This window comes from Cytobacillus pseudoceanisediminis, assembly GCF_023516215.1.
Lineage (GTDB): Bacteria > Bacillota > Bacilli > Bacillales > Cytobacillaceae > Cytobacillus > Cytobacillus pseudoceanisediminis.
Map to the genome: position 1 here is coordinate 3,072,345 of NZ_CP097349.1, position 21,806 is coordinate 3,094,150.

The 21,806-nt window shown below is 42.5% G+C and carries 21 protein-coding genes and 3 pseudogenes; 8 read left to right on the plus strand and 16 right to left on the minus strand.

Translation table 11 applies throughout. The features are described 5' to 3' along the window. Nucleotides 1-77 precede the first annotated feature (77 nt). From tatA to M5V91_RS16500, 3 genes are all read left to right on the plus strand, one after another. The gene (tatA, locus tag M5V91_RS16490; RefSeq protein WP_009334939.1) at nt 78-296 is read left to right on the plus strand and encodes a twin-arginine translocase TatA/TatE family subunit; all 219 of its coding nucleotides are present in this window, start codon (nt 78-80) and stop codon (nt 294-296) included. Nucleotides 297-310: 14 nt separating this feature from the next. Next, on the plus strand, nt 311-1,039 hold the full coding sequence (gene tatC / locus M5V91_RS16495; RefSeq protein WP_071155844.1) for a twin-arginine translocase subunit TatC: 729 nt from the start codon (nt 311-313) through the stop codon (nt 1,037-1,039). A 65-nt stretch (nt 1,040-1,104) separates the two neighbouring features. Beyond that, nucleotides 1,105-1,446 (plus strand): DUF3243 domain-containing protein, encoded by a 342-nt coding sequence (locus tag M5V91_RS16500; protein WP_071155842.1) that lies wholly within the window; start codon nt 1,105-1,107, stop codon nt 1,444-1,446. Between the two features lie 41 nt (nt 1,447-1,487). Here the strand turns inward: M5V91_RS16500 and M5V91_RS16505 are convergent, their stop codons facing one another. The 7 genes and pseudogenes from M5V91_RS16505 to M5V91_RS16535 all read right to left on the minus strand — a co-directional run bounded on the left by M5V91_RS16505 (nt 1,488) and on the right by M5V91_RS16535 (nt 7,871). After that, nucleotides 1,488-1,769, minus strand: a complete 282-nt coding sequence (locus M5V91_RS16505; protein ID WP_009334942.1) for a hypothetical protein — start codon at nt 1,767-1,769, stop codon at nt 1,488-1,490. Between the two features lie 57 nt (nt 1,770-1,826). After that, the gene (locus M5V91_RS16510; protein ID WP_009334943.1) at nt 1,827-2,378 is read right to left on the minus strand and encodes a GNAT family N-acetyltransferase; all 552 of its coding nucleotides are present in this window, start codon (nt 2,376-2,378) and stop codon (nt 1,827-1,829) included. A gap of 178 nt (nt 2,379-2,556) precedes the next feature. After that, the gene (locus M5V91_RS16515; protein WP_369425990.1) at nt 2,557-3,948 is read right to left on the minus strand and encodes a TldD/PmbA family protein; all 1,392 of its coding nucleotides are present in this window, start codon (nt 3,946-3,948) and stop codon (nt 2,557-2,559) included. Next, a pseudogene (locus M5V91_RS16520) lies at nt 3,925-5,307 on the minus strand (TldD/PmbA family protein); the annotation flags it as partial. The pseudogene M5V91_RS16520 and the gene M5V91_RS16515, both read right to left, overlap by 24 nt. A 457-nt stretch (nt 5,308-5,764) precedes the next feature. Then, complete coding sequence (gene cls, locus M5V91_RS16525) at nt 5,765-7,435, minus strand: cardiolipin synthase (RefSeq protein WP_284521344.1); 1,671 nt, start codon at nt 7,433-7,435, stop codon at nt 5,765-5,767. Nucleotides 7,436-7,437: 2 nt separating this feature from the next. Then, entirely contained in the window at nt 7,438-7,611 is a 174-nt protein-coding gene (locus M5V91_RS16530) for a hypothetical protein (protein ID WP_009334947.1), read from the minus strand. 116 nt (nt 7,612-7,727) lie between these two features. Further along, nucleotides 7,728-7,871: a hypothetical protein gene (locus M5V91_RS16535; protein ID WP_019382565.1), complete on the minus strand. Its 144-nt coding sequence runs from the start codon at nt 7,869-7,871 to the stop codon at nt 7,728-7,730. Nucleotides 7,872-8,004: 133 nt separating this feature from the next. On the opposite strand from M5V91_RS16535, the gene M5V91_RS16540 reads away from it, so the two are divergent. Beyond that, complete coding sequence (locus tag M5V91_RS16540; protein ID WP_009334948.1) at nt 8,005-8,505, plus strand: GNAT family N-acetyltransferase; 501 nt, start codon at nt 8,005-8,007, stop codon at nt 8,503-8,505. 38 nt (nt 8,506-8,543) lie between these two features. Here the strand turns inward: M5V91_RS16540 and M5V91_RS16545 are convergent, their stop codons facing one another. The 4 genes from M5V91_RS16545 to M5V91_RS16560 form a co-directional block, all read right to left on the minus strand. Continuing rightward, nucleotides 8,544-8,870 carry an SCP2 sterol-binding domain-containing protein gene (locus M5V91_RS16545; protein ID WP_251173987.1) on the minus strand — a complete coding sequence of 109 codons (327 nt, stop codon included), beginning with the start codon at nt 8,868-8,870 and terminating at the stop codon, nt 8,544-8,546. 142 nt (nt 8,871-9,012) lie between these two features. Beyond that, a complete protein-coding gene (ggt, locus tag M5V91_RS16550) occupies nt 9,013-10,794 on the minus strand; it encodes a gamma-glutamyltransferase (RefSeq protein ID WP_251173988.1) in 1,782 nt (593 codons plus the stop codon). A gap of 524 nt (nt 10,795-11,318) precedes the next feature. Next, nucleotides 11,319-11,507 (minus strand): hypothetical protein, encoded by a 189-nt coding sequence (locus M5V91_RS30540; protein WP_306219769.1) that lies wholly within the window; start codon nt 11,505-11,507, stop codon nt 11,319-11,321. 15 nt (nt 11,508-11,522) lie between these two features. Next, a complete protein-coding gene (locus M5V91_RS16560; RefSeq protein WP_009334951.1) occupies nt 11,523-12,035 on the minus strand; it encodes an acyl-CoA thioesterase in 513 nt (170 codons plus the stop codon). A gap of 144 nt (nt 12,036-12,179) precedes the next feature. Between M5V91_RS16560 and M5V91_RS16565 the strand changes: the two genes are divergently transcribed. Both M5V91_RS16565 and M5V91_RS16570 read left to right on the plus strand, forming a co-directional pair. Next, complete coding sequence (locus M5V91_RS16565) at nt 12,180-12,752, plus strand: TetR/AcrR family transcriptional regulator (protein ID WP_251267257.1); 573 nt, start codon at nt 12,180-12,182, stop codon at nt 12,750-12,752. A gap of 75 nt (nt 12,753-12,827) precedes the next feature. Continuing rightward, nucleotides 12,828-13,778: an SDR family NAD(P)-dependent oxidoreductase gene (locus tag M5V91_RS16570; protein ID WP_019382570.1), complete on the plus strand. Its 951-nt coding sequence runs from the start codon at nt 12,828-12,830 to the stop codon at nt 13,776-13,778. 10 nt (nt 13,779-13,788) lie between these two features. Here M5V91_RS16570 and M5V91_RS16575 read toward each other — a convergent pair whose 3' ends face one another. Next, entirely contained in the window at nt 13,789-14,727 is a 939-nt protein-coding gene (locus M5V91_RS16575) for a magnesium transporter CorA family protein (protein WP_019382571.1), read from the minus strand. Between the two features lie 204 nt (nt 14,728-14,931). On the opposite strand from M5V91_RS16575, the gene M5V91_RS16580 reads away from it, so the two are divergent. Beyond that, nucleotides 14,932-15,195, plus strand: a complete 264-nt coding sequence (locus M5V91_RS16580) for a YbyB family protein (RefSeq protein WP_251173990.1) — start codon at nt 14,932-14,934, stop codon at nt 15,193-15,195. Nucleotides 15,196-15,253: 58 nt separating this feature from the next. Beyond that, a complete protein-coding gene (locus M5V91_RS16585) occupies nt 15,254-15,970 on the plus strand; it encodes a TrkA C-terminal domain-containing protein (RefSeq protein WP_284521345.1) in 717 nt (238 codons plus the stop codon). Here the strand turns inward: M5V91_RS16585 and M5V91_RS16590 are convergent. The 4 genes and pseudogenes from M5V91_RS16590 to M5V91_RS16605 all read right to left on the minus strand — a co-directional run bounded on the left by M5V91_RS16590 (nt 15,963) and on the right by M5V91_RS16605 (nt 21,582). After that, nucleotides 15,963-17,287 (minus strand): annotated as a pseudogene (locus M5V91_RS16590) (polysaccharide biosynthesis protein). The gene M5V91_RS16585 and the pseudogene M5V91_RS16590 overlap by 8 nt on opposite strands. Nucleotides 17,288-17,421: 134 nt before the next feature. Beyond that, on the minus strand, nt 17,422-18,789 hold the full coding sequence (locus M5V91_RS16595; RefSeq protein ID WP_217025773.1) for a YjiH family protein: 1,368 nt from the start codon (nt 18,787-18,789) through the stop codon (nt 17,422-17,424). 12 nt (nt 18,790-18,801) lie between these two features. Next, entirely contained in the window at nt 18,802-20,121 is a 1,320-nt protein-coding gene (locus M5V91_RS16600) for an aspartate aminotransferase family protein (protein WP_217025774.1), read from the minus strand. An 86-nt stretch (nt 20,122-20,207) separates the two neighbouring features. Continuing rightward, nucleotides 20,208-21,582, minus strand: a pseudogene (locus M5V91_RS16605) (sigma-54 interaction domain-containing protein). Between the last annotated feature and the right edge of the window lie 224 nt (nt 21,583-21,806).

Consider the following 21,806-nt stretch of genomic DNA (forward strand, 5'->3'; position numbering starts at 1 on the left):
CTTGCCCGCCCCCGAAACCTAAGGGGGCAGGCGCACTTACTCACCTTTTTAAAAATCCACAAAAAGGAGTGAACATCATGGGGCTTTCAAATATCGGAATTCCCGGATTAATTATCATCCTTGTTATTACCTTAATTATCTTTGGTCCTAAAAAGCTTCCGGAAATCGGGTCTGCCTTTGGAAGGACCTTATCAGAATTCAAGAAATCAGCCAGAGAAATTATGAGTGATGATGAGGAACCCGATTCAAAAAAACGTCCAATCGAAACGGCTGACCGGAAGGATAAACCGCTTTAATAGGAGGGTTTAGATTGAAAACGGATGAACAAACCCTTGTAGAGCATTTAACAGATCTAAGAAAAGTGCTGATTCGATCACTGATTTTCTTTATAGCCAGCTTTGCCCTTTGTCTGTTTTTCATCAACAGACTGATCCCTATGCTCGCGAATGATCATGAGCTTGTCATGCTTGGACCGCTGGATGTGATTAAGATGTACACGGGAATTGCAGGAAGCATCAGCCTTGGGCTTTCGCTTCCTTTTATCTCATATCAGGTCTGGCTATTTGTGAGGCCCGCATTAACGGAAAAAGAAAGCAAAGTATCATTGATATTTTTTCCGGCTATTCTCTTCAGCTTTATCGGCGGTCTTTGCTTCGGCTTTTTTATTATATTCCCTGCTATTTATCAGTTTTTAATGCTATTGGGTGAATCACATTTTGCGATGATGATCACTGCCAGGGAATATTTTTCTTTTCTGCTGATGTCGACCATTCCTTTTGGTTTTCTGTTTGAAGTGCCTTTGCTGTTATTGTTTCTGACAACCATCGGCATTGTTACCCCAGCCATGCTCAGCTCGATGCGAAAATACGCTTACTTGATCATGGCTGTTGTATCAGCTCTAATTACACCGCCTGATTTATTTTCACAGATTCTTGTCCTTGTGCCCCTTATCGGGCTATATGAAATTGGCGTTATTATGTCAAAATTAAAATTCAAGAAATTGAAAGCTGTTCAGGAATCTCCATCCAGCGAGATATAAACAAGTTTAGGTTGGCCCCCAAAAGGATATTTAATAAGAAAACGTTCTTTTGGGAGGTCTGTTAAATGAATGAACAGGATCATGTAATCAAACAAGATGGTGAATTGGATACAAAAAATATCAAGAATGTAATGGACAAGATGTCAAATGAAAGGGCCGAAGATATTTTAAGCAATTTCGACGAGTTTAAAAGCTATCTGGCTGAAAGAATCGAGCTTGGCAAAAAGCTGGGATTAAATGAGGAACAGCTTGCGGTAACAGCGGAAAAGGTGGCTGGCTACCTGGCTGAAAATGTGGAGCCAAAAAACCGCGAGGAACAGCTTCTGAAAGAATTATGGAAAGCTGGCAATGATGAAGAAAAGCATAAGCTGGCCCATATGCTTGTACGACTGGCCCAACAGGCTTAATAACAAAGCCGGAATTGCTGTGTATGACAATTCCGGCTTTGTTACTTTTTCAGATTTCTATAAAGATTTATAAACTGGTTTGGCTCAGACTTTACTTGAAAAGAGAATAGCCCTCGATTGGTATGAAGATAGAGAAAACCAATTTCGCAATTGGAAGATCTGTATGACATATCCCAAACTTCATCAAGGAGAAATTTATCCGTTGGCGAAAGGATGTGATCCTCAAATAAATGAAGATAAAGTTCCTTTTCAATGTATTGCTGCTGATTCCAATCGATCTTCCGGCTGACTGTTATAAAAGGATGGGAAGCAATGATCCGCACATGAACCTCCATATAAAAAATGATTTGCTTCCATTGAAACATAATGCGGACAGCGATTCAAATGGCTGCACCTTCCCCTATATATTCCTCCAGCAATATCGCATAATAAGTCAGGTCTACCGGCCTGCCGTCTTTCATTACATGCTGGCGCAAAATTCCTTCATGCTTCATTCCTGATTTCTCCATAATCCTCCATGATCCAGGATTGTCTGTAAAAGCAAGGGCATAAATGCGGTTATGGTTCAGCTCTTCGAATCCATATTTAATAACTGCCCTGGCTGCCTCTGTACCATACCCTTTTCCCCAGAACGGCTTGCCGATCCAATAGCCGATTTCTGCTCTTCTGTTTGCATTAGTGCCTGTTATATTGATGAGTCCTATTAAGCTATTATCCTCTTTTTTCGTTATGGCGAAAATCGCAATTTTACCGTTTCTCTCTGCTTCCAGGATGCTTGTAATAAACTCCCTTGCTCCCCCTTCCGGATAGGGATGGGGAATATTTAGTGTTGTTTTGGCCACATCATAATCACTGGCATATTCTTCTACCTTGGGTGCATCGTCGTGGGTAAGACTGCGAAGAATTAGGCGGCTGGTTTCAATTAGGTCCATCTCATTGCCTCCTTTTTTGTTTAACAGCAATATTTCTATTCCTTGAAAGAATATCCTTTATTTTTCCAGAAGATTTTTCAGCTTATACAGCAGCTTTTATTTATCTCTAGATACTTTTAATTCTCACACAATTAAAAAAGCACACCACGTATTACAGTAGTGTGCCATTATCTTTTAATTATTCAACCGTCACAGCCAGTTCCCTGATTAATAAAGATGGCGAACCAATATAGCCTGTGGCCATGAACCCCATCGAAAATTCCAGATCTGAGCCGATGGCTTCAATATTATTCAATAGCTCATAGAAGTTTCCGGCAATCGTCATTTGGTTTACTGCATTTTGCACTTTACCGTCTTTGACATAATAGCCATTAGCCGCAATGGAGAAGTCCCCTGATACGGTGTTGGCACCGGAATGGAGGCCGGATAATTCGGTTATGATTATGCCCTCTGACAGCGATGATAACAGCTCGTCATAGCCTTGATCAGATGGAATGACAAGAAGGTTCGTTGGAGCTACCGTTAAAGCGCCCTTATAAGAAGCTTTGTAAGCATTGCCCGTCGATTCCACACCATCTTTTTGAGCCGTTTTGCGGTTATGCATCAAGGTAACAAGTCTGCCGTCTTTCACAATATCTTTCCTGGCAGTGGCGACCCCTTCGCTGTCGAAATTTGAGCTTAGCAGACCTTCCTCTAAATATGGATCATCCACTATATTCAATGACGCTGCCGCAATGATCTCCCCTGTTTTGCCCTTTAAAGCCGATTGCCCTTTTTGGGTATTTTCCGCTGAGAAGATAGGGATGTATGTCTGAAGGAGGGCGCTGGCAGCATCATTTCTCAATAATACGGGATATTTCTTGCTTTCAGCACTTCTGGCATTAAGCTGAGATAAGGCTTCTTCTACTGCATGCTTGGCAATTTCCTCAGGATTCAAGATGGAAAAGTCTCTCGTAAACTTGGAGTATTCTCCGTTTTTCACTAGATCTCCTTGCTTAACGATAACTGATACATAAATGCCGGCATGATTGTTCTTTTCGCTGAGTTTCAGGCCTTTGCTGTTGAGAAGAACCCTTTCCGTTTCACCGCTCCTCAGCATGAAATAATCAGTCCCGGTTACCCGCTCATCATATGCATAGATGTGTTTTTCTATTTCCTTAAGCAGGTTCATTTTTTCAGGGATTGTGACCTCCGCAAGATTAGCTGAATAGTAGTTTCCTTTTTCATATCTTTCGCTGCCGGCAAAGATTTCTTCCTGTACTTCATCTTCAATAAACTGAGAGTTTTCCTTTGCATTCTCGATCAGAAAAGACAGGGAGTCCTCATCCAGTTTCTCCGTAAAAGCATAGCCCATCCTGCCTTCGTAAAGGCCTCGGAAGGAGGTTCCGAACACTTCGGAAGTATCGTAGGAATCAATTTCCCCTTTGTAAAGCTCGCAGGCGAACTTCTCCTCTCTCTCATAATACAGCTCCATATCTGTAAAACCATGCTGCTCGCCAAGCTGAAATAGCTTTTCCTTAAATTCCTGCAGATTCATATTATTCGCCCCCTTTGTTCCGCCAACAGTCATTTCGCTTACGCGGATCATCGGCTGGCCAACATTGACAGGGATGCTTCCGCTCAGGGAACCGCACATGCCTGCACCATGATCAAGGTTATTCCCCACCATATCAACCAGCTGGAGAGTTTTCGGGCCATTGCCTATTAAAGTAGCACCTTTTAAAGGTTTGCCGATTTTTCCATCTTTTACAAGGTACGCTTCCATGACGGCAAAATTATAATCGCCAGTTGTTGTATTCACCTGGCCGCCGCCCATGTATTTTGTATAAATTCCGTACTCTGTATTTGAAATGATTTCTTCCGGAGTGGATTTGCCGTTCGCAATATACGTATTGGTCATCCTCGAAGTCGGTGCATAGCGGTAGGACTGCCGTCTTCCCGATCCTGTCGACTCCATGCCCATTCTGCGTCCGCCGAATTTATCAATCAAGTAACCTTTTAAAATCCCATTTTCAATCAGCACATTTTTACGGGCCTTTTCGCCTTCATCATCTATCGTAATTGATCCCCACTCATTGGCAAGCGTGCCGTCATCTACGTATGTAACGACATCTGAGGCAACTTTTTCGCCGATCCGGTTTGCAAAAACGGAGTTATCCTTCGCCACAGATGTAGCTTCAAGGCCATGTCCGCATGCTTCATGGAAAATAACGCCGCCGAATTCATTATCGATGATGACAGGAAATTTCCCACTCGGGCATGGGTCCGCTCCAAGCATCGTAACCGCGATGCGGGAAGCTTCATTGGCATAATGTTCAAGGTTAAGGTTTTCCATGAATTCAAAGCCTTTATGGGCTCCAGGTCCATAGAATCCAGGCTGCATTTGATTTCCTTCTGCAGCAATCGACTGAATGGCAAGGCGGCTTCGCACCCGGCGATCTTCAACAAACTTACCTTCCGAGTTGGCAATCAGCACATTCTGTTCTTCATCCAAATACCTGAGCGTAACCTGCTGGATGCTGCTGTGATAGTTTTTGGCAATTTCGGATGCCTTTTTCATCACATCTACTTTGCGGATCTTCTCCACTTCGCGCGGATTCAGAGATATAGGATGTACTGCCGGAATAATTTCCTTTTGCAGCCGTGCAGGCTGTATGATTTTCTCACCTCTGATCGCCTGGGCAGCATTGCCCGCAGCTTTCAGCAAACCTTCCTTTGATCCATCCGTTGTGTAAGCATAAACACTCTGCAGTCCCTTAAACACGCGAATGCCTATCCCATAATCCCTGCCTGATAAGCTGCTCTCAATTTTCCCGCCCTGAAGTGCAAGGTTATTGGTGAAACGATCCTCAACAAACACTTCCGCAAAATCCCCGCCAGTGGCCAGGGCTGCTGTAATTACATCCTGAATGACTGATTGTGAAAGCATAAAAACCCTCCCTCTTTCTAACTCTTCAAACTATTCTAATCATATCGTACTGACCTTTATTTTAGTATGATTTTTTCCTTTTTTGACCAATAAGGAGGATGATTATGCCTCGGTCTGGAGACTTAAATGGGTTATTGGCAAGTTCGGATTTCTATTTGTACGGGGCTTGGTCTATTTGAAGGTTTATTTATTTATTTATTTATTTGCTAGGTTTGGTGCTCTATTTGCAATTTCGTTATTTATTTGCAAGTTGAGCCGCTTTGTTTGCAAGTTCAGCCGCTTTATTTGCAATTTCGTTTATTTATTTGCAAGTTCAACTGCTTTATTTGCAGCTTCACTTATATTTGTTAGTTATGTCGCTCTATTTGCCGCCTCACTAATTTATTTGCAAATTGAGCTGCTTTATTTGCAAAGCTGTTTTCCACACAAAAAAAGCGCCACATCCATGGCACTTTCTTTATAAGACCCCGGAAAACAGCCGGGCGAAGGATTCCTTCGATCTTTCCGCCAATCCGCGTTTATAATACTGGACGGGGCTTATTTTTTCGCTTTCTTCCAGATCCTCCTCATAATGGGCGACAAGATCACGGATGGAGCTTGTACCGTATAGGAAGACGTTGACTTCAAAGTTCAAGTGGAAGCTGCGCATATCCATGTTCGCAGTTCCTATTGAAGCGAGGATTCCGTCAACGATAATGATCTTCTGATGCAAAAAGCCTTTTTTATAGGAATAAATTTCAACGCCATATCGAAGCAGTTCCGCAAAATAGGACCGGCTTGCGTATTGTGTCAGGAAGCTGTCATTGATCTCAGGGACCAGGATGCGCACTTCCACTCCTTTAGCCGCAGCCACCCTTAATGCAGTGCGAATGGATTCATCAGGGACAAAATAAGGTGTGGCAATCCAAATGGATCTGGTCGCGCAGGATATCATTGAATAATATAAATCGCTCATAATTCCCTGCTGTGTGTCGGGTCCGCTGGCCACCACCTGCACGGCACCATCGAGCACATCATCATCTATCGGATATTTTACATTTCTGTATTCCTCCAGCACATCTTCCTTGCTTACATATTCCCAGTCCAAGAGAAAGACCGTATGCAGTGTGTACACAGCCTCCCCCTTCAGAAGCATGTGAGTATCCCGCCAGAAACCGATTTTTTCATTTTCGCCCAGGTATTCAACGCCCACATTCAGTCCGCCCACAAAGCCGACTTTCCCGTCTATAACAACTATCTTGCGATGGTTTCTAAAGTTGAATTTCTGATTGAAAAAACCGTACTTCAACGGAGAAAATGGACGTATCTTAATGCCTGCATCCTCCATGGACTGCAAATCCTCCAGTGTAATCCCCATGCTGCCTGCCGCATCAAAAATAAACAGCACCTCCACACCCTGCCTGGCTTTATCCATCAAAATATTGATGATTTCCTTGCCAAGTCTGTCAGAGCGGAAAATATAGTACTCCATATGAATAAACTCTTCTGCTTCATGCAGCTTTTTCTTGATTTCATTAAAAGTCTCTTCGCCATTTTTGAGAATTTTTGCCCTTGAATTTGTGCTTAGGGGAGTCAGTGCTACATTATTGGCGAATTTTGCAAAGCAGTGCTGGCTGTCCTGCAGGAATGATATATCTGGCGTGTCTTCTCTTTTCATCAGCTTCTTCCATTCATCCCTGTCTCTGCTTCTTTTGCTTTTAAACAGGTGGCCTTTCAAATAAAGCTGTCCGGAAAACAAATAAAACAGATAGCCGGCAACCGGAAAAAATACAAGCACATACATCCACAGCAAGGTCTGGTTAGGGCTGCGATTCTCAAGCATCAAGGAATAGGCGCTGATAAAAATAACAGCTGCATACAGCATGACAGCACCGGTTTTTATTGGCGAACCGGCATCCGTGAAAAATATCGTATACACAGATGCAATCAGAATAAAAACAAATAGGGATTCCACTCTTCTTTTTTCATAGCCCACTTCTCCAAATCTAAAAAGGTTACAATATGTATGTTTCCTTATACCCTTTTTGATGCCCTGTAGAAACCAGGCAATCTTAGCTTTTCCCATTTTCAGGAGAAGAAAGCATGATCCGGAAAAAAGAAGAGCCTTGCTGATAACGCAAAACTCCATGGCTATTGTCCGCCTCCGGTATAATGATTATCACCCATCGTATAATTCGTGCTTTCCCCCGGTTTATCACTTGGGCTGATTCCTTTTTGGATCGTATTATTTATCTTTTTCCTTCTTCGGTCGATCCCATAAGCGAAGGCCAGAGTCGCGATAATTAAACCAAACAGCACTCCCATTCTGCATCCCCCTTTTTATATGTATATTCAATAGGAGTAACCCATTGCTTACTATTCGGGGCGGGAGTCATTTTTCCTTTTTAAAAAGAGAGCTATTCTTCATAGCTCTCTTAAAACTACTTCCTCATATTCTCCTGGTCCTTCAAACGGTTTTGCTGATCCGGCTTACGCTCCTGATCTTTCAATGACTGTTCTTGTTTCTGCGCGGAATTCTGCCCTTTTACAATATCCTTTAAGTCCTTGCTGTTTTCCTGAGACATTCCAATCCCTCCTGTACTTTTTTTATCCTGTTCCCTTATACAAGCAGAAAAAAACTTTTCTTAGAAAAATGTTAAAGGAGTTTGTCCTGTTAACTAGAATCTAAGGGTTAGGAAAAATAAAGGAGTGTCCAGGATGGAAATTAGGCTTCTGCGTCCGGATGATGCTGAAATCTACAAAGAGATTAGATTGGAAGGGTTAAAAAAGAATCCGGAAGCATTTGGTTCAAGCTATGAGGAGGAAGCCGGGAGGCCTCCTGAAGTGTATGGTGAAAGATTTAAGGGGGATAACTCCTTTCACTTCGGCGCATTTGAAAATGGAAAACTTATAGGTGTTGTCAGTTTAGTACGAGAAACCGGATTGAAAGTAAATCATCGGTCCAATATTTATGCGATGTACGTTACAGAGTCATGGCGTCAGAATGGCGTTGGCAAGTGCCTGGTGGGCAAAGCTGTGGAAAAGGCACGCTCCTGGGATGGGGTTGAACAAATCCACCTGGCTGTAATGTCTGAAAATATTCCTGCTAAAAAGCTATATGCTTCTTTTGGCTTCGAGGTTTACGGAAAGGAGAGGCACGCTCTTAAGATTGATGGAAAGTACTATGATGAAGACCTGATGGCACTGTTTTTATCATAAAATAAGGCAGCTTCCTGTTTGAGGGGGCTGCCTTATTATCATTGATATTTCTTTACAATTTCCTGCAGCTTCAGCGCCAGCCCCATTTTACCGTCTACTTTCAGGCTGCCTGTCATAAATGCCATGGTCGTGTTGAGATCATCTTTTAATAACTTAGAAAAGTTTTTGTCTGACAGTTTCAGTGTCACTTCAGGCTCATGGGAAGCCCCTTCTTCCACTATGACTTTTCCCTCCTTTAATAAAATCTGGATAGATCCGCTTTCTTCAAGGTCCACCTGAAATACCCGATTTTTCTCATCCTTGATATGAACGGGATCAGCGTTCATTTTATCTGCCAGCTGGTATAATTCATCTTTGACTGCCATGGCATGTTCCTCCTTCTTTTATGAATGCCTGCTTAAATTATATTTCAACAGATAAACATAAATTCCTGCCATAAAATGAACGACTATTCATTTCGCATCAAAAGAATAGCACCTTATTGATAAGGCGCTATTCTCACAAATCTTATTTGCTTTTCCCTTTTCCTTTCAAATCAACACCAATGGCAGCACCATTGCGGCTTGAATCTGCCACACCTTTGAAAATTCCTTTGTCCCGGTCGATCAAAATACTTTGGACGTTTCCAATCGTGGTCGGACTCGGACCGAAGCTATGCCCCATCCCTTTTAGCCTATTAATAACTTCTGAAGGAATGCCCTCTTCATAGCGGTAGGAATTCAGATTATTTGTATAGATTCGCGGTTCTTCAACTGCTGCTTTTAGCTCCATGTCATATTCAATGGCGTAAAGGATCGTCTGCAGTACTGATGTTATAATCGTTGGGCCGCCTGGTGAACCGACAGTCAGGACAGGCTCTCCATCTTCAAAGACAATCGTCGGGGTCATCGAGCTTAAAGGCCGCTTGTTTGGCTGGACTTCATTTGCCCCGCCCGGTACGGCATCAAAATCTGTCAGCTCATTATTCAGCATCAGCCCGTAGCCTGGAACCATGATTCCTGTTCCGAATACCTGTTCAATCGTTGTGGTATAAGAGACAACATTTCCCCATCTGTCCGTTACAGAAAAATGAGTGGTCTCACCGTATTGGCGGTCATTCGGCTGTTCAGCTGCTTCATAATTGGCTTCACTGTTCTCATATTTCCAAGGATCTCCCGCCTCCGGGCTTGGATTCACTTCATTCAGGCTGATCAGTTCCTGGCGCTCCTTAATATAATCAGGGTGAAGCAGCCCATTGACTGGGACATTTACAAACTCTGGATCTCCTGCATATACGGCGCGGTCTGCATAGGCAAGATGCATGGTCTCAGCAAGCAGGTGATATTTCTCCCAGGATTTTAAATCATATTGTGATAGATTAAAATCATCCAGAATCTTCAGCATCTGCAGCAAAAACACTCCGCCAGAGCTTGGGGGCGGCATGCTCGCAATTTCATACCCCTGGTAATCTCCCCAAATAGGCTCATCAATAGTCACTTCATATCCCGCAAGGTCTTCAGGTGTCATGGATCCGCCAAAATCCTGCACCACACCAGCAAGAGCTTCTGCGATTTTCCCATTATAAAAAGCGTCTGTCCCGCCAGCACGTATCATCTTCAGGGTTTTTGCAAGATCCTTCTGTACTAGACGCTCCCCTTCTTCAATAGGTTCGCCCTTAGGCAAAAACACTTTGCCGGCAGCTGTTCTGCCAAGCTTGTCCTGATTATCGGCAATCGCATCGGCTAATACAGAATCTATTGGGAATCCTTTATCTGCCAGCTTAATGGCAGGGCCGATCAGCTGCTGCATAGGGCGTGTTCCCCATTTTTCAAGGGCCGTTTCCAATCCTTTCAATGTGCCGGGCACACCGACTGCCGTACCGCCAGTTGAACGCTCCGCAAATGGAATCGGCTTTCCGTTTTCATCCAGGAACATATCTGGTGCGGCACCTGCTGGAGCGCGCTCACGGCTGTTAATAATGCTGGTTTCTTTCGTTTTGCCATCATAGACCATCATGAAACCACCCCCGCCAATTCCGGACATCATTGGTTCCACAACATTAAGGGCGAATTGGACTGCGACAGCCGCATCGATGGCATTACCGCCATTTTTCAAGACATCTGCCCCAATTTTTGATGCCAGCGGATGGGCTGAAGCCACCATTCCGTCCTTGCCAACATCAACCTGGCTATAGCCGCCATAGCCATCATCAGGCTTCGGCTTTTTCGCCTGCCCGGTTAAAGGCATGGTTCCGGCAACTAGTAAAATACTTAAAAGCATTAGGACACTAGCTTTCAAAACTCTTCTCATATTCATCCTCCTTCAGTTATGTTATACACGTCTAACTTAAGAGGAAGGAAAAGGATTATCAAGGAATAAGAGTTAATATTCTGAAAGTTAAATCTATTTTACTAGATTATGTGATACAAGCTAGGAAGAAATGAGGAGTTTATTTTTTAAAAGCAAGAATTTCTTCAACTCTGCAATCCCCAGCTCTGCAGAGGTTTCAACGTATCCGACAATCTGCTGAAATATAAACACTTCAAGGGGCTTCTCAGCGTCCTTTTTATCGTATTCAAATTCGTTTTAAACAAATGGAAGAAATAAGCTGACTTGTTTGGAAGAAATCTCTTCTAAGTCTGGCAGGTTCAAATTTCATAGGGCCGTAATGTCCAGAGAGCTTTGCATTACACAGGCGAAAATCATTATGATAGCGGGTAAGACCTCGTCATCTTTTTCCATTCTGTTTTTCAGCCTGGGAAGATAGAATCCTGTCAGCCAGACATGGTCTGCAATTAAGTGGATGTAATAGCCGAGGATGTAAGGTGAATGACTTATATTCCTGTATTTATAAACAATACTCTTATAATCATCCGTTCTCCCTTTATAAAAATGGGAAAGATCCCTTTGGGAGAAACAGCGTCTGGTGCTATTCCCCCCAATAAAAAAGCTGCTCTGTCCTCTATTTTCATTCTGGATGCAATTTCATTGTTGATGATGCTATGCATCACTTTGGAACCCATTATTCTCCCCCTTATTTACCAGGGCAGACCTGTACCGTATGTCTTTGCCCTGGCTTCACTGTCCTTTCTCCGTTTTTTGCGAATTTCCGCACGTTCTTTTGCTGATTCATATAAGCTCTTTTCTTCATCTGTCTCAGGCACAACCGCCGGCACCGGAGTCGGCTTTCCATTCTCGTCAACCGCAACCATTGTCAAAAAGGACATAGCACACACATTTCGGTCCCCGGTCAGCAGGTCTTCTGCAATTACTTTTACAAAGATCTCCATTGATGTCCGGCCTGTATAGGTCACAAAGGCCTCCAGGCAGACTGAGTTGCCTTCATAAACCGGATGAAGAAAGTCAACAGAATCTGTAGAAGCGGTTACGACATTTCTTCTCCCGTGCCTCATCGCCGCGATGGCTGCCACATCATCAATATAAGCCATTAGCTTGCCGCCAAATAGTGTTCCATATGTATTCGTGTCTGGCGGAAGCACAATGCTTGTTTTTACCGTAAAAGATTCTCTGCATGTTTTTGTTTCATTCATGTTGTTCCCTCCTGTTTTATTAAAGCATATCAAAAGCTGATGGCTAATTAAAATTATTTGGATAGATAGTAAAAAAACATTGCCAAAAATATCCTATCATCATATAATTTTATTGACCAGTGTTCAATAACGAAAGGTGATTCCATGAGTCCAAGAAAATCAGCCCATGACGAACTAACAAAAGAAGCCATTATTTCTGTAGCACGTGACCTGTTTGTTCAGGAAGGATATGCCGCAGCATCCATGAGAAAAATTGCGGACACCCTTCAGTGCAGCCATGGTGCCATCTATTATCATTTCAAAAACAAGGCTCAATTATTTTATGAAATTGTTGAAGCCGATTTTCAAAAACTTGATCAAGTCCTCGCCAGTGTCCTGAGAGAATCTGCAGATAGCAATGAACAAAAGCTTTTCAGCATTTTTTACCGTTATATACAATTTGGCCTGACCCATCAAAAACATTATGAGCTGATGTTTTTAATACGTGATGATGATGTGAAAGGCTATCTAAATGAAGGGCCAAACAAAAGCTACCTGCATTTTGCACAAGCGGTTAATTCACTCGCTCCCAAATCTCTCTCCATAAAGGATATTTGGTCTGTATTTCTAAGTCTGCACGGCTTTGTCACACATTATTGCAGAACGGAAACCACATTTGAAGAAGTGAAGGAACTCGCCTCTTCACATGCCCAATTTTTAATAAAAGCAATTTGTTAAAGAAATGTTATCGCATTTCTTTCATTTTTCCACTCAATTGAACAGTGGTCAATTAAATAAAAAGGATGATGACAAATGATGAAAACAGCTGCAGTATTAGGAGCAACAGGCGGAATGGGCTATGCTTTGACAGAAGCATTATGCCGCAGAAATATTAAAACTATCGCTTTTGCAAGGTCTAACGAAAACCTTCTTAACTTTAAAAAAAGCTGGGGACAAAATGCTGTTATCCATGCTGGTGATGCCTTGAATCCAGATGATGTTGAGAAAGCAGTGTCCGAAGCAGATGCAGTGTTCCATGCCATCAATATCCCTTACCCGGACTGGGATCCCACACTCTCAATTATCTTAAATAATATCCTGCAGGCCTGCAGCAAACATCATAAGCCTTTTATATATGCTGATAATATATACTCCTATGGTCTTCAATCCAGCCCTGCAAACGAAGTTTCTCCCAAGAATCCGCACACGAAAAAAGGCATGCTGCGCCAGGACTTGATTGAGACTATTAAAAGATCAGGGGTACCATATATCATTGCCCACTTCCCTGACTTTTACGGTCCTCATACAGGAAACACACTCTTACACTATACTCTCAGCCAAATTATTGAAAAGAATAAGGGCATGTTTGTCGGCAAAACCAATATACCGAGAGAATTCATTTTCATTAAAGATGGAGCAGAAGCATTAGCCGAGCTTGCATTGAATGAAAACTCATATGGTGAAGCTTGGAATATCCCTGGTGCAGGAACCATTACCGGAGAAGAAATAGCCAGTATTGTATCTCAGCATCTTAGCAGAGGCGTTTCCTTCAGACCTGTCCATAAATGGATGATACGTGCAATCGGCCTATTTGATCCCATGATGAGAGAATATACAGAATTGATGTATTTGAATCAGACACCTGTTATATTGGACGGCAGTAAATATGAAGCGAGAATTGGCACTCTTCCTAAAACATCATACGAGGCTGGGATTAAAGTAACACTGGATCATTTACTAAACGAAAGGAATGCCGCATTCTAACGGCATTCCTTTATTTGAAGAATGAATTCTTCTTTTTTCCCCTTAGGATATCACCCATCCAGCCTTTTTTAATAAGCATGATATAGAGGGCTGCGGTAGAAGCGATGATTATGATAATGGAGAACAAATACCCATACTTCCATTCCAGTTCAGGCATAACTTTGAAGTTCATACCCCAGAGCGCTCCCCATGTTGCGATCGGAGTCATAAGGGTGGTAATGACCGTGAGTGTCTTCACGATTTCATTTCCCCGGTGCATGGATACCATTTCTTCAAAATTAACCAGGTCATCAATTTCCTGCTGATACTCCCGCACCAGCGTATAGCCCCTTTCAATTCGCTTGCACGTTCTTTTAAATTCAGTTCCATCGGTGACACCTTCACCAAACGTCTCTTCTACACCCAGCCTGATTTCCTTAACAGGAATCATAATATTCTTCCAAACCAGGATCTGGTGACGGAGCTCATAGATTTCCTCCAGGCGGTTAATATTATTTTTCTCTTTTATTTTCCATAGCAGCTCATTTAACCGTACTTCAAACTTATCAATCTTCTGGATGTTATCACTTAGGATTTCGCCTAAAATCACGAAAAATCCATCAATAGCATTATGGGTATAATCCATTTTTTTTAATAGCAATGAATCATCAGACTGAATGACAGACGAATCAAAGCTGACAGTGATGAGAAAATCCCTTGTCAGAAAATAGTGGAACAAACTATTTTCATGCTGCTCCTTTGTTTTTTGCTGATAAATGAGCGAACCGCTAATAAATTCCTTACCGCGGACTGAAGTATCAATTTTCATTACATTTGTTTTATTCTCGGATGTATTCTTGGCCCATTCCTTTAAGACATCTTTATAGTCACCAGCCACCTGGTAATCTATTTCCTCCAAATGATCGTAACGGTGCCATTTCCAGTTATCTTCGTTATATTCTTTTTCCATCCCCATCTTCCTTCCTAACATCGTATCCTTATTTATATTTAATACATAATTCCCTTCTTGCTGCCTGAATAAAACCATTCATAAGGTGTAATTATTTCTAGCACTGGAAACAATGTAATAAAGATTAAATGTTTGCTTTTAATTACGCCGGGTAAATAAACACCAAGACATACAAATCCAATTATTTGAAGGAGGAGCATAATCATGAATTCTCGTCCGTTAAATCCATATCTATTAGCCGGTGTTGGCATTACAAGTATTTTATTGTTGGCAAGCAAAAATAATCGAAATAAGGTTCAGTCTCTTGCAGTTAAGATGAAAGGCCTGCTTCCGAACCGATTTATAAATGATACAGTGCCTGAAGAAAAACTTGGCCACCCGGACCCGCATAATATTGAAGATAATAAAATGGTTGACGAAGGTGCCATGTATTCAGTGAATTACTATAACGAAACCGTACAGCAATGACCTAAGGACTGGCTTCCTTAGGTTTTTTACATAATTCTAAATTTTCGGAGGAAGCAAGATGGGTGTTCTTTTCATCCTGATTTATTTGGGAATCGTTTTGGCTGTTATCGAAATTCATACGCTGATCTTCACATATACCGGGCTGGATAAGCCTATTGCGAGATTTCAGGTGATCAGCATGCTGACAGGAACCGGTTTTACAACCGGGGAATCTGAACTGATTATCGACCATCCAATCCGCAGAAGGTTCGGAGCCTTTTTAATTTTATTTGGCGCCTTTTCATTGGCAGTAATCATTTCGGCAATCAGCAGCATCCTCTCAGATGAATTCTTTACTGCCAAGATCTCGGTCGTCGCCGCTGTCCTGATCCTGGTTATTTTTATTTTAAAGATTCCTAAAGTGCGCGATTATCTTTCGGGGAAACTGGAGCATGAGCTCGAAGAACATTATGATTTTCGCGATCTCCCGATAAGAGAAGCGCTGCTTACGGATGATACGGATCATGTATTGGACTATACCATCAATGAATCATGCGATTTCATTGGTAAAGAATTAAGGGAATTGATTGAAGATGACGAAGATATTAATGTGCTGTACATCCAAAGAGGTGAAATAAAGATCAGAAAAGACCGGCTTATCACTGAGATTCAGGAGGGAGATCATATCATCCTGTACGGAGATGAACAAACGATTGAGAGCAAATTCGGGGAAAAAATGAGGACAAAAAATAAAGCATCTGCCCATGACGGGAGATGCTTTCTCATTTTCAATTAAACTGCTTGGCTGGCGATAGATAGAGTGTCAGGCCAATTTTTCTGCATACTGTTACATAATGCATCATGGCCAGGAGGACAGCTCCCATATTCATGCCCATTATAATACCGTCCATCTGCAGGCTGTGCATGGATCCAAGCACGAACATGGCTGTAAATGAAACAACAGTTGACCATACTGAATGATAAAACGCATCTTTCATGAGGCCCAGGCCGATTAAATAAGCCTGCATCGGGATAATGAAAAAGTGGAGCAGAAAAAATGGCCACAGCAGCTGTAAATAAACGGCTGCATCTGTGGAGTGGAAAAACACCTCGGTCAGCGGCCGTGCAAAAAAATAGAAAAGAACGACCGATGGGATCCCGTATAAAAAGGTGACAAAGAACACCTGCTGAAGAAGTCTCCGAAGCTCCTCCAGATTTTTATCCGCATATTCTTTGGAGACTGTCGGAATCAGCATGATTAAAAATGAATGGGCAATGAAGGATGGGAAAAACCGATCGTCATGGCGACACCAGCAAGCATTCCAAAATGTTCTGTTGCGACTTCGCCCGGCACTCCTGCCTTTAAAAGCGCCCCCTTAATCAAGAATGGCTGAACAGCATGTGTCAGGGCATGGAAAACTCTCAAAGCAGTCGTCGGCACTGAAACAGAGATTAAGTTCTGCCTGACACTACTTCCGCTTACAAACTCAGATGGCTCTTTTTTAATACGGTGATACTGGATAATAAACATATTCAGCAAATAGAGAAAAACAACAATCTCACTTCCTACAAACGTACAAAATGCAATAAAGACTGCTGTATTGACATCAAATTGAAAGGCCTGATAAAGAACCACGAGCAGAAGGAGCTGAACGGATTTGCGCAGAAAATTGGAGGCTGCAATTTTCCCCATTTGATGCTTGCCCATGAAAAAGCCTCTGGCAATTGAGGAAAAAGACACGATTGGGATGAACCCGATTACAACCCATCTCAGGAGCGGATGGTACTCATTAAAGACACTGACAAACGGAATGATTGCCGCTGCAATCGGAACCAAAACCGCTGTAAAGATAATGGTCAGCTTGATGACATGATGGAGCATACTGAGATGATACCTTTTATCCTTTTCAGCTATGAACTTGGAAATAGAGATTGGAAGCTCAAAACTGGCCAGCAGCACAATTAGAAATATGGTCGGCAAAATCGACATGTACATGCCGAGTCCCCTCTCCCCCAGTTCCCGGGCAAGCACCATATTTACCACAAACTCTATACATTCGCTTGCAAAAGCAGCCAGTGCAAGCAATATGACTCCTTTGAAGAATTTACTCATTGCGCCTCTCCTTATATAATGCAGATTCTATATAAGATATGAGACATGCCCCAATAATATATTGCCCTTTTTGAACTTTTAAGAAAATTAATATAACGAAAAGGAGGGCAGGCTACCTGCCACCCTCCTTCCAACTAAAATACAAAAACATGTGCAATCAGTACAATAACAGGTAACGTAATAACCGTTCTTTCAATAAAGATAACGAATAAATCCATAAAGCTCAGCGGAATGTTTGAACGCAGGATCAGGATCCCGATTTCAGACATGTATACTAATTGTGTTAATGACAAGCCCGCCACGACAAATCTTGTCAGCTCGCTCTCAATCCCGCTTCCGATAACGGCAGGAAGGAACATATCAGCAAAGCCAACAAGCATAGTTTGTGCTGCTGCTCCTGCTTCCGGCAATTGCATAAACTCCAAAACAGGGATGAGCGGGTATGAAATAAACTCAAATACAGGCGTGTATTCCGCAATAATCAGGGCTGCTGCTCCCAAGCTCATAACAAGCGGAATCAGTCCCATCCAAATATCTAAAACGGTTTCGATCCCATTGGTTAATAGCTTTTTGGGACCCGGGGCATTCCTGGCTTTATCAATTGCCTGCTCCCATCCCCATTTCAATTTCGAAACCCCTTCCGGAATGGTTTCATCAATCTGCTGTCCTACTGGCTCATAATAGGTATCCGGCTTCCGGGATAATGGCGGAATTCTAGGCATAATCAATGCTGCCACGACACAAGCTGCAGAAACGGTTAAATAAAAGGGAATGAATAAATGCCCAAGGCCAACCACGTTCGCAACAACAAGACTGAAAGCAACTGATGCAATCGAAAAGGTCGTCGCAATGACCGCTGCTTCTCTTTTTGTATAAAAGCCTTCATCATATTGCTTCGTGGTAACCAAAACACCTACAGTTCCGGCGCCCATCCAGGACGCAAGGCAATCGATGGATGACCGTCCGGGAAGTGTAAAAAATGGTCTCATAAATTTTTGGACAAGTGCCCCAATGAATTCCATTAATCCAAATTCCACTAAAAGCGGCAGAAGGATGCCGGCAAAAAGGAACCACGTAAGCAAAACGGGAGCCAGGTCATAAAGAACCACTCCGCCTGTATTCCGTGACCAGATAAATTCAGGCCCGATCTCAAACAAAGTCATGATTCCTGCTGCGAATCCAAGAATTCTCATGGTTAATCCAAACTTGCCGGTATCAAATAATCCTTTTAAAAACTTATTATCCAGTATAAATGCGGGTTTTGCTGCTTTTGTCAGGATGGAAAGAAAAACCGATACTCCTAAAATGAAAATGATAATGGCAGGCATCCGCTCACTGAACGCATTACCTACTAGTGATGCTAAAATACCAACACCAATGGTTACGTCTCCCTGAAATTTAACTGGAACCAGAAATAGGAGCGACCCAATTAATGATGGAATGATAAATTTCCAATACTCTCCTGTGACAGCCTGCGTCTTAACCCTTGTCTCAGCTTTCATTCTCATACCTCCTTATGAATTGGAAACAACTGCTTCATGCTCTGTAAGTGCTTCTTCCAATACTTTCAGTCCCTGGTCGATTTGCTCCTTTGTTACGATAAGCGGCGGAATCATCCGAATCACTTCCCCTGAATTTCCGCAGAGATAGAAGAGGACGCCTTTATCAAGTGAAGAGTTCAGAATATCCATTACCGCTTTTCCATCCGGTTTTCCGGTTTGCGGATCGATTATTTCAATGCCAATCATCAGTCCCAGCCCTCTGACACTGCCAATTGCAGGATGTTCGGCTTTTAAATCCTGTAATTTCTTTAATGCATACTCTCCCATCTGCTTTGCGTTTTCCAAAAGATTCTCCGTTTTTAGTATTTCAAGAGAAGCTAAAGCTGCAGAGCAGGCAATCGGATTTCCGCCGAAGGTTGTTCCATGGGCACCCAGCGGCCATTTTTCCATCAGTTCTTTTGATGCTGCAGTTGCGCTTAACGGCAGCCCTGCCGCGATTCCTTTTGCAATCGCCATGATATCCGGCACAACATCAAATGCCTGAGCGGCAAACCATTCTCCAGTACGCCCAAAGCCTGTTTGCACTTCATCAAATATCAGCAGGATTCCATGCCGGTCACATATTTCCCTGATCTTCAGCATCCATTTCTTCGGAGGAATGATATAGCCTCCTTCTCCTAGAACCGGTTCAATGATCATGCAGGCAACCTCTTCAGGGTCCACCTGATGCTTGAACAGGGTTTCAGCATCCTTTTCCAGCTTTCTTGGGAAGTACTCCTCAGGATCTTCACCAAAAGGGCAATCGCGCTCATCCGCATATGGAAGCTGATAGGTCAGCCAGGACGGCTGCTGAAACTTGCGGTATTTGCTCTTCGATGTAGATACACTGAGTGCCCCCATCGACCTTCCATGGAAACAGCCTGTAAAGGAGACAACATAGGGCCTCCGCGTAACATACTTTGCCAATTTAATTGCACCCTCAATTGCCTCTGTCCCGCTGTTTGCAAAGAAAAAGCAATCCAGATTTCCCGGCGTGATTTTTCCAAGTTCATCTGCGAGCCGCAAAATTGATTCATAGATGATAACGCCTGACGGGCCGTGCACCAAATGATCTGCACTGTCTTTAATGGCCTGTACAACCTTAGGATGACGATGGCCAACATTCTCCACTGCAATTCCTGATGTAAAATCCAAATACTCTTTTCCGTCGACTCCGTAGTAATAGCAGCCTTCCGCCTTGACCACCGGCAAATTCGGGTGGTCCTTTGCCATGCTTGGTGCCAATAAGTTTGAAATATTTCCGACAAGATGACTCCAATTTTCTTCGTTCATACTAACCCCTCCTGAATCCTGCATAAGATGTAAATGCTATATTTGCTCTGCTATTCTTTAATGCAATATTCATGCCAAAGTATGTATTAACAATCATATTTTTTTAATTTTCTTACTACTGAAGGCTGACTGATCCCCAGGGCCCCCGCTATTTCAGTAGTGGTTCGGTAACGCTTCCTTGCATTGATTAATACTTTCCTCTCTACATCTTCCAAAATAGCAGGAAGAGATTGCCCCTCAAAATCTATAAAACCATCTTTTTTCCTTGCATATGGTATTCATAAGGCAGGTCCTCTTTCGTGATCATCAGGCTGGTGCTTGTCACGATAAGGCGTTCCATCAGGTTTTCAAGTTCTCTTACGTTTCCCTTCCATTCCAGCTGCAGTAAGTGATCGACCAGGGGTCTTTCCAGCTGCCTTTCCCGATTATGCCGTTTGGAGATAGAGTGGAGAAAATAATGAATGAGCGCAAACAAATCCTCTTTCCTCTCCCTTAAAGGCGGTATCTTCAATGGCACCACGTTCAGCCGGAAGAATAAGTCCTGCCTGAAATCCTTGGATTCAACTGCTTTCTCGAGATCTTTATTTGTAGCCGCAAGGAGCCGAAAGTCTGCCTGAACAGGCTTTGTTCCTCCCACTCTATAAAACTGCTTGTCTTGTATGAATTTCAGCAGCTTTGCCTGCAGATGGGCTGAAAGTTCGCCAATTTCATCAAGAAATAGCGTGCCTCCTTTTGCCATTTCAGCAAATCCCATTTTTCCTTTATTCTTTGCCCCTGTAAAAGCACCGCCTTCATACCCGAAAAACTCAGCTTCAAAGATGGATTCTGGAATGGCACTGCAGTTTACTTCTATGAACGGTCCGTCTTTTCTCGTACTGTTTTGATGAATCCATTTGGCGAGAGCCGATTTTCCGACACCAGATTCACCCAGGAGCAGGACTGTGACATCTACATCCCGGATTCTTCTGATGGTTTCGGCTATATTTTTCATCGCCAGACTGTCAGCTATCATGCCATCCAATTTGATGCTCTTATTGCGCAGGAGATCCAGCTCGCTCTTCACCCTTGCCATTTCTTCTTCGACACTGTTCAGGTATTCTTTTATAACAAGAAGCTCTGAAACATCGTAGGAATAGCTGACAATATGTTCGATTTTTCCAGTTTCATTGAATACGGGAATACCAGTAACCAGGATCTTTTTTCCTGAGCCGGCTTTTTGCACTAGAATGACTTTTTCTTTTTCTTTAATACTTCAGGAGTAATCGCAGGCTTGAAGACCCCTTTTCTTTCCAGATCATAAACAGATTCGCCGAGTAGAGATTCCGGTTCAACGCCATAATGACTGCCGCTGCCTTTACTGACTTTTATAATTATGCCGTCTGCATTAGTAACCATAATGTCTTCTTCCATTGAAGATATGACTTCTTTGTCATTATTCCAATCCATGAAAAAGCTGTTCATTTGGGTCCTCCGAAAAAATTATTCAATATTGAATAGCGGTTCTTCTTTTGAAAGATCTTATTATTAAAAGAAAATCTCGTGAAATTATTCAGATTTAAATAATTATTCAAATTTGTATATTACTATACAGGAAATAGATGAAAACTGAAAGGTTTATTTGAAAAAAATTTATATTCATTCGATAAAATGCATAAAAAAAGGCTAACTCATTTGTTAGCCTTAAC